Origin of the sequence: Halomonas borealis (assembly GCF_004798905.1) — a bacterium.
Taxonomy (GTDB): Bacteria; Pseudomonadota; Gammaproteobacteria; order Pseudomonadales; family Halomonadaceae; genus Halomonas; species Halomonas borealis.
Genome location: NZ_SDMO01000099.1, coordinates 1 through 253, shown reverse-complemented (window position 1 = coordinate 253; position 253 = coordinate 1). Strand labels below are relative to the sequence as shown.

Genomic DNA, 253 nt, shown 5'->3' with positions numbered 1-253 from the left:
TTTTGTTGCGAGCCAGAGGAAGAGAAGGAAATTAATCAATGAAATGATGGCAACCATCGGAACAGACATCAAACTTACAAGCTGTCCATCTCCACGACCAATCCAACCAAAGGCAATCAAAATAGCTTGAGGTTTTTGGGCCAGATAAGGGATATGCACAACCCAATATGTCCAGGCTGCATAGTAGGCAAGACGTTTTTTTGAAGTTTGTTCAACCCACGAACTTACGCCTCCTTTACTGTCTTTAAAAGTT

At 41.9% G+C, this 253-nt stretch carries 1 protein-coding gene; it reads right to left on the bottom strand.

Features of this window, described 5'->3' with window-relative positions; genetic code table 11:
• Nucleotides 1-253, bottom strand: a 253-nt coding sequence (locus tag ETC07_RS16300) for a hypothetical protein (protein WP_205742580.1), incomplete at both ends; no start/stop codon positions are given.